This window comes from Pseudomonas sp. xss_2, from assembly GCF_043104195.1.
GTDB classification, from domain to species: Bacteria; Pseudomonadota; Gammaproteobacteria; order Pseudomonadales; family Pseudomonadaceae; genus Aquipseudomonas; species Aquipseudomonas urmiensis.
On sequence record NZ_JBICKL010000063.1, the window covers coordinates 79,541 to 85,946 of the forward strand.

A 6,406-nucleotide genomic window follows, 5' to 3' on the forward strand; every position below is an offset into this window, starting at 1 on the left:
GGTCAGCCATGAGCCTGGAAAACATCTCTTGCCAGAAGAGCTTCGGCGGCTGGCACAAGCGTTACCGGCATCACTCCAAGGTCCTGGGCTGCGACATGGTGTTCGCCGTCTACCTGCCACCGCAGGCAGAGCAGGGCGCCAAGCTGCCGGTGCTGTACTGGCTCAGCGGCTTGACCTGCACCGACGAGAACTTCATGCAAAAGGCCGGCGCCCAGCGCCTGGCCGCTGAGCTGGGCTTGATCATCGTCGCCCCCGATACCAGCCCGCGTGGCGAACAAGTGCCGGGCGACCCGGACGGCGCTTGGGACTTCGGTCTGGGGGCAGGTTTTTACCTCAATGCTACCCAGCAGCCCTGGGCCCAGCACTACCGCATGCATGACTACGTGGTAGAGGAACTGCCGGCCCTGGTCGAGGCGCATTTCCCGGCGTCCGATCAGCGCAGCATCAGTGGCCATTCGATGGGAGGTCATGGTGCATTGGTGTGCGCCTTGCGTAACCCTGGGCGGTACCGTTCGGTATCGGCGTTTTCGCCGATCAGCAATCCGATGGATTGCCCGTGGGGCGAGAAGGCGTTCTCGCGTTATCTGGGTGAAGACCGTGCGCGCTGGCGGGAGTGGGATGCCAGTGTGCTGCTGGCCGAAACGCCGGCCGGACAGTGTCCGCCGCTGTTGGTGGACCAGGGCGATCGCGATGATTTTCTTGAGAAGCAGCTCAAGCCTGAGGCGTTGGAGCAGGCGGCGCGCAAGGCTGGTCATGAGTTGGTGTTGCGCTTGCAGCCGGGGTATGACCATAGCTACTACTTCATCGCCAGCTTTATCGATGAGCATCTGCGCCATCATGCCGTGGCTTTAGGCCAAGTCTGAAAATAATTGGGGTTGTGCTGCGGTCCCAAAAGCATACGCCCAAGGTGGTTCAAAGCAGGTAGAATCGCGCCCTGACTTAATCAGGGCGTTTTTCTATGCGTATTGGCCATGGCTACGATGTGCACCGTTTCACTGACGGTGATTTCATTACCTTGGGTGGGGTGCGTATCCCTCACAAATACGGCCTGTTGGCCCATTCCGACGGCGACGTGGTGTTGCACGCCTTGAGCGATGCACTGCTCGGTGCCGCAGCGTTAGGCGACATCGGCAAGCACTTCCCCGATACCGATCCGCAGTTCAAGGGCGCCGACAGCCGGGTGCTGCTGCGCCATGTCGTTGGCATCGTCCAGGCCAAGGGCTGGAGGGTCGGCAACATCGACGCCACCATCGTCGCCCAGGCGCCGAAGATGGCCCCGCATATCGAAACCATGCGCCAATTCATTGCCCAAGACCTGCAGGTTGAACTCGACCAGGTCAACGTCAAGGCCACGACCACCGAGAAGCTCGGTTTCACCGGCCGTGAGGAGGGTATCGCCGTGCATGCGGTCGCCCTGTTGCTGCCAGCATGACCGAACTCGAACTGCTCGGCCCACGGGCCTCTGGTGCGGCGCTGGGTAGCGCAGTGCTCAAGGCCGTGGCCGAAGACTTCCAGGTCGACGAAGTGCTCGACATTCCGTTGTCTGGCCAGGGTGAGCACTTGTGGCTGTGGGTCGAGAAGCGTGACCTGAACACCGAGGAAGCCGCTCGCCGTCTGGCGCGCGCCGCTGGCGTGCCAGTACGTTCGATCAGTTATGCCGGCCTCAAGGATCGCCAGGCCCTGACCCGCCAGTGGTTCAGCCTGCATCTGCCGGGCAAGGCCGACCCCGACCTGACGCGCGCCGAAGACGACACCCTGCGTATCCTCAAGCAGGTGCGCCACCAGCGCAAACTGCAACGCGGCGCCCACTCGGCCAACGGCTTTACCCTGCGCCTGACTGCCCTGGCAGCCGATCATGCGGCGCTGGATGTGCGTCTGCAGCAGCTCAAGGCTCAAGGGGTGCCCAACTACTTCGGCAGCCAGCGCTTCGGCCATGCGGGCGGCAACGTGCATGATGCGCAGCAGTGGGCTGCGCGTGCTGCCCTGCCTGAGCAGCGCAATGTCCGCTCACGTCTGCTTTCAGCTGGGCGTAGCTACCTGTTCAACCAAGTGCTGGCCGCGCGGGTCGCCGATGGCAGCTGGCAGCAGGCACAGGTTGGCGATCTGCTGGCCTTCACCGACAGTCGTAGCTTCTTTCCTGCGGGTGAGGCTGAATGTTCCGATCCGCGCTTGGCCATTCTCGACCTGCATCCGACCGGCCCGATGTGGGGCGAAGGCGCCTCGCCCGCCGGCGGTGCGACCGCCGAGCTGGAGTCGAGCATCGCTGAACGGCATGCCGATCTGTGCAATTGGCTGGCACGAGCGGGCATGAGTCACGAACGGCGCATCCTGCGGCTCCCTATTGGCGGCCTGACGTGGCATTATCCCGAGCCTGATATCCTGCAACTGGAATTCGTCCTGCCGGCCGGATGCTTCGCCACCGTGGTGGTGCGCGAGCTTGTCGATCTGGTGCCGGTAGGGCAGACGGACAGCCCATGCGTATTCTGATTTCCAATGATGATGGTGTTACCGCACCCGGCCTTGCCGCGCTGCATGCTGCGCTGGCCGATTATGCCGAGTGCGTGGTGATCGCCCCGGATCAAGACAAAAGCGGCGCCAGCAGTTCGCTGACGCTGGACCGCCCGCTGCACCCACAGGTGCTGGCCAACGGTTTTATCAGCCTTAATGGCACGCCGACCGATTGTGTGCACCTGGGGCTCAACGGCCTGCTGCCGCAGACGCCTGACATGGTCGTATCGGGTATCAACCTGGGCGCGAACCTGGGCGATGACGTGCTGTATTCCGGCACAGTCGCTGCGGCCCTTGAAGGGCGCTTCCTGGGGGGCACCTCGCTGGCGTTCTCGCTGCTGTCGCGCGCGCCAGACAACCTGCCGACTGCGGCCTACATCGCCCGGCGCCTGGTCGAGGCGCAGTCGCGTCTGCAACTGCCAGCACGCACCGTTCTCAATATCAATATCCCGAATTTGCCGCTGGAGCACATCCGTGGCATCCAGCTCACCCGCCTCGGGCATCGAGCGCGGGCGGCGGCACCGACCAAGGTGGTCAATCCGCGCGGCAAGGAAGGCTACTGGATAGCCGTGGCCGGTGACGCCGAAGACGGCGGGCCGGGGACGGACTTCCATGCGGTGATGCAAGGCTACGTGTCGATCACCCCATTGCAGCTCGACCGCACCTTCAACGATGCTTTCGAGCAGCTCGATGGCTGGCTGGAGGGCGTGCTCTGATGCGCGAACAAGACGATCTGCTGCGCCGCGGTATCGGCATGACCTCCCAGCGTACCCGGGAGCGGTTGATCCAGCGCTTGTGCGAGGAGGGCGTCTCGAACCCCAAGGTGCTCGAGGCCATTCGCCGTACGCCGCGTCACTTGTTCGTCGATGAAGCGCTCGCCCATCGGGCCTACGAGGATACCGCGCTGCCGATCGGGCATAACCAGACCATCTCCCAACCCTTCATGGTTGCGCACATGAGTGAGCTGCTGCTGGAGGCGGGGCCACTGGACAAGGTGCTGGAGATCGGAACTGGCTCGGGCTACCAGACCGCGATCCTGGCGCAGCTGGTGGAGCGCGTGTTCTCGGTGGAGCGAATCAAGGTTCTGCAAGACCGGGCCAAGGAGCGCCTGCTTGAGCTCAACTTGCGCAACGTGGTGTTCCGCTGGGGCGACGGTTGCGACGGCTGGCAGGCGCTGGCGCCGTATAACGGCATCATCGTCACCGCGGTTGCACCTGAGGTACCCCAGGCGTTGCTCGATCAGTTGGCGCCCGGCGGACGCCTGGTGATCCCGGTAGGGCCGGCAGGGGAGACCCAGCAACTGATGCTGATCGTGCGCGAGGAGCATGGCTTCTCCCGGCGGGTGCTCGGCGCGGTGCGCTTCGTGCCCCTGCTCAATGGCCCGCTGGCTTGAGCCACACGGAATATTTACCGCGCTGACGAATTCTTGCCGCGTGGCTGTGTCTATCTGGCGGGGTGTCCGTAAGTCCTGAAGCGGCGTCGGATCTTTCTCCAGCCCACCCAATGGCCGTGGGCTCGGTTATAATTGAAACAATATTGCATTTCGTTTCGTCATATCGGTTTTCGGCACCATGAGGGGAGCGCGGGTGGGTCACACAATCAGTCTGCAGCGCAAGGATCGGTCGGGTTTCAAGCTCCTGCTGGTTGCACTGGCCATGGGCACCCTGCTGGCGGGCTGTTCCAGCACCGGCTCGAGCGGCGCGCGGGTGGTCGACCGCAACAACGCGGCGCCCAAGCGCCCGACCGTGACGTCGGGGCAGTACATCGTCAAACCGGGCGACACGCTGTTCTCGATCGCCTTCCGCTACGGTTGGGACTACAAGGAGCTGGCCGCACGCAACAACATCAGTGCGCCGTATACCATCCGCCCGGGGCAACCGATTCGTTTCAGCAGTGGTTCGACCGGTAGTACCACAGTGGTCTCCAGCCCTTCTTCGTCGAGCAAGACCACGGTCATCCGGCGCCCGGTGGGGACCACCACGACGCCACCCGCGAGCAGCGGTAAACCCGTTGTAACAACCCCGGCAACCACTACCCCAGTGGTCACCACAGTGCCTGCCGCAGAGCGCACAGCCGGTGGTTGGACCTGGCCGGCCAACGGCGTGCTGATTGGAAAATTCGCTTCAAACGGTAGTTTGAATAAAGGCATTGATATCGCCGGTGATTTGGGACAGCCTGTTTTTGCTGCGTCTGGTGGTGCAGTGGTCTACGCCGGGAGTGGCTTGAGGGGCTACGGCGAACTGATCATCATCAAGCACAGCGATACCTACGTCAGTGCCTACGGTCATAACCGCAGGCTTTTGGTTCGGGAGGGGCAGCAGGTCAAGGCAGGGCAGGCTATCGCTGAAATGGGGTCTACGGGCACTGATCGGGTTAAGCTGCATTTTGAAATTCGCCGCCAGGGCAAACCCGTCGATCCGCTCCAGTTCTTGCCACGTCGTTGATCGTTGTACCCGGCCTGTTCCTTGGATGTAGAGGGGACAGGCTCCAGCGCTGCCAGGGAATCAGGCGTCGCTAGAGTCTGAGTTCGAACTCAGCAAAGGACTATAACAATGGCTCTCAGTAAAGAAGTGCCGGAGTTTGACATCGACGATGACCTCCTCCTGATGGAGACGGGCATCGTTTTGGAAACGGATGTGGTGTCAGACGAACCTGCTGTACCTTCGGTTCGGACCAAGGCCAAACAGGCCTCGTCGCTCAAGCAACACAAGTACATCGATTACAGCCGGGCGCTTGATGCTACCCAGCTGTACCTGAATGAGATCGGCTTCTCGCCGCTGCTCTCCCCCGAAGAGGAAGTGCACTTCGCACGCCTCTCGCAAAAAGGCGACCCTGCCGGTCGCAAACGCATGATCGAGAGCAACCTGCGCTTGGTCGTGAAAATCGCCCGCCGTTATGTGAATCGTGGCTTGTCGTTGCTCGACCTGATCGAGGAAGGCAACCTGGGCTTGATTCGCGCCGTGGAGAAATTCGATCCGGAACGTGGTTTCCGTTTCTCCACCTATGCGACCTGGTGGATCCGCCAGACCATCGAACGGGCGATCATGAACCAGACCCGCACCATTCGCTTGCCGATCCACGTGGTCAAGGAGCTCAACGTTTACCTGCGTGCTGCGCGGGAGCTGACGCAAAAGCTCGATCACGAGCCGTCCCCGGAAGAAATCGCCACCCTGCTGGAGAAGCCGGTCGCTGAGGTCAAGCGTATGCTTGGGCTTAACGAGCGGGTGTCGTCGGTGGACGTTTCACTGGGGCCGGATTCGGATAAGACGCTGCTCGATACCCTGACGGATGATCGACCTACCGACCCGTGTGAGTTGCTGCAGGATGACGACCTGTCGCAGAGCATTGACCAGTGGCTGGGAGAGTTGACCGACAAGCAGCGTGAGGTTGTGGTACGTCGGTTTGGGCTGCGGGGGCATGAGAGCAGTACGCTGGAGGATGTGGGGTTGGAGATTGGCCTGACTCGGGAGCGAGTGCGGCAGATTCAGGTTGAAGGCCTGAAGCGGCTGCGGGAGATTCTTGAGAAGAATGGGCTGTCTAGTGAGTCGTTGTTTCAGTAAGTAGTGTCTTTTGTTTTACCGTTTGTTCGCTAAGCGCCCCGATAATCTCGGGGCGTTTTGTTTTGCGGGGAGTTTGAGTTTCTTGAGTTCTTAATCGGGAGCTTATCCATTGTTTGTGGCGATGCCACTGGCCCCTTCCGCCTTTACGGCGGCTTACTTTTCTCTTGGGAAAAGTAAGCAAAACCGCCCGCTCCTGCATCCGGCCCTACGCTGCGCTTCGGGTTCCCTCGCTGCGGGCTTGCTCCCGTGAGGACCTCCCTCCGCAAGCCCTCCGCTCGGCCTCCTGACGTCGCGAAGTTAGTGGCGGCGCCTGGGCTGGCGTTATCTGGCGATAGTGG

General features: G+C 61.9%; 7 protein-coding genes. All 7 read left to right on the plus strand.

The genetic code is table 11. The annotated features are described in order from the left end of the window. The first annotated feature begins 8 nt into the window (after positions 1 to 8). Positions 9 to 863 carry an S-formylglutathione hydrolase gene (gene fghA, locus ACF8K2_RS15870; protein ID WP_186555414.1) on the plus strand — a complete coding sequence of 285 codons (855 nt, stop codon included), beginning with the start codon at positions 9 to 11 and terminating at the stop codon, positions 861 to 863. A gap of 95 nt (positions 864 to 958) precedes the next feature. Beyond that, the gene (gene ispF, locus ACF8K2_RS15875; protein WP_312155080.1) at positions 959 to 1,432 is read left to right on the plus strand and encodes a 2-C-methyl-D-erythritol 2,4-cyclodiphosphate synthase; all 474 of its coding nucleotides are present in this window, start codon (positions 959 to 961) and stop codon (positions 1,430 to 1,432) included. Beyond that, positions 1,429 to 2,487, plus strand: a complete 1,059-nt coding sequence (truD, locus tag ACF8K2_RS15880) for a tRNA pseudouridine(13) synthase TruD (protein ID WP_392465878.1) — start codon at positions 1,429 to 1,431, stop codon at positions 2,485 to 2,487. The genes ispF and truD overlap by 4 nt, the downstream gene beginning before the upstream one ends. Beyond that, entirely contained in the window at positions 2,475 to 3,224 is a 750-nt protein-coding gene (gene surE / locus ACF8K2_RS15885) for a 5'/3'-nucleotidase SurE (RefSeq protein ID WP_186555411.1), read from the plus strand. Before truD ends, surE begins: the two co-directional genes overlap by 13 nt. A 38-nt stretch (positions 3,225 to 3,262) precedes the next feature. Beyond that, the gene (locus tag ACF8K2_RS15890; protein WP_186555484.1) at positions 3,263 to 3,901 is read left to right on the plus strand and encodes a protein-L-isoaspartate(D-aspartate) O-methyltransferase; all 639 of its coding nucleotides are present in this window, start codon (positions 3,263 to 3,265) and stop codon (positions 3,899 to 3,901) included. 193 nt (positions 3,902 to 4,094) lie between these two features. After that, a complete protein-coding gene (locus ACF8K2_RS15895) occupies positions 4,095 to 4,952 on the plus strand; it encodes a peptidoglycan DD-metalloendopeptidase family protein (protein ID WP_186555410.1) in 858 nt (285 codons plus the stop codon). A 108-nt stretch (positions 4,953 to 5,060) separates the two neighbouring features. Next, positions 5,061 to 6,068 carry an RNA polymerase sigma factor RpoS gene (gene rpoS / locus ACF8K2_RS15900; protein ID WP_186555409.1) on the plus strand — a complete coding sequence of 336 codons (1,008 nt, stop codon included), beginning with the start codon at positions 5,061 to 5,063 and terminating at the stop codon, positions 6,066 to 6,068. Positions 6,069 to 6,406 lie beyond the last annotated feature (338 nt).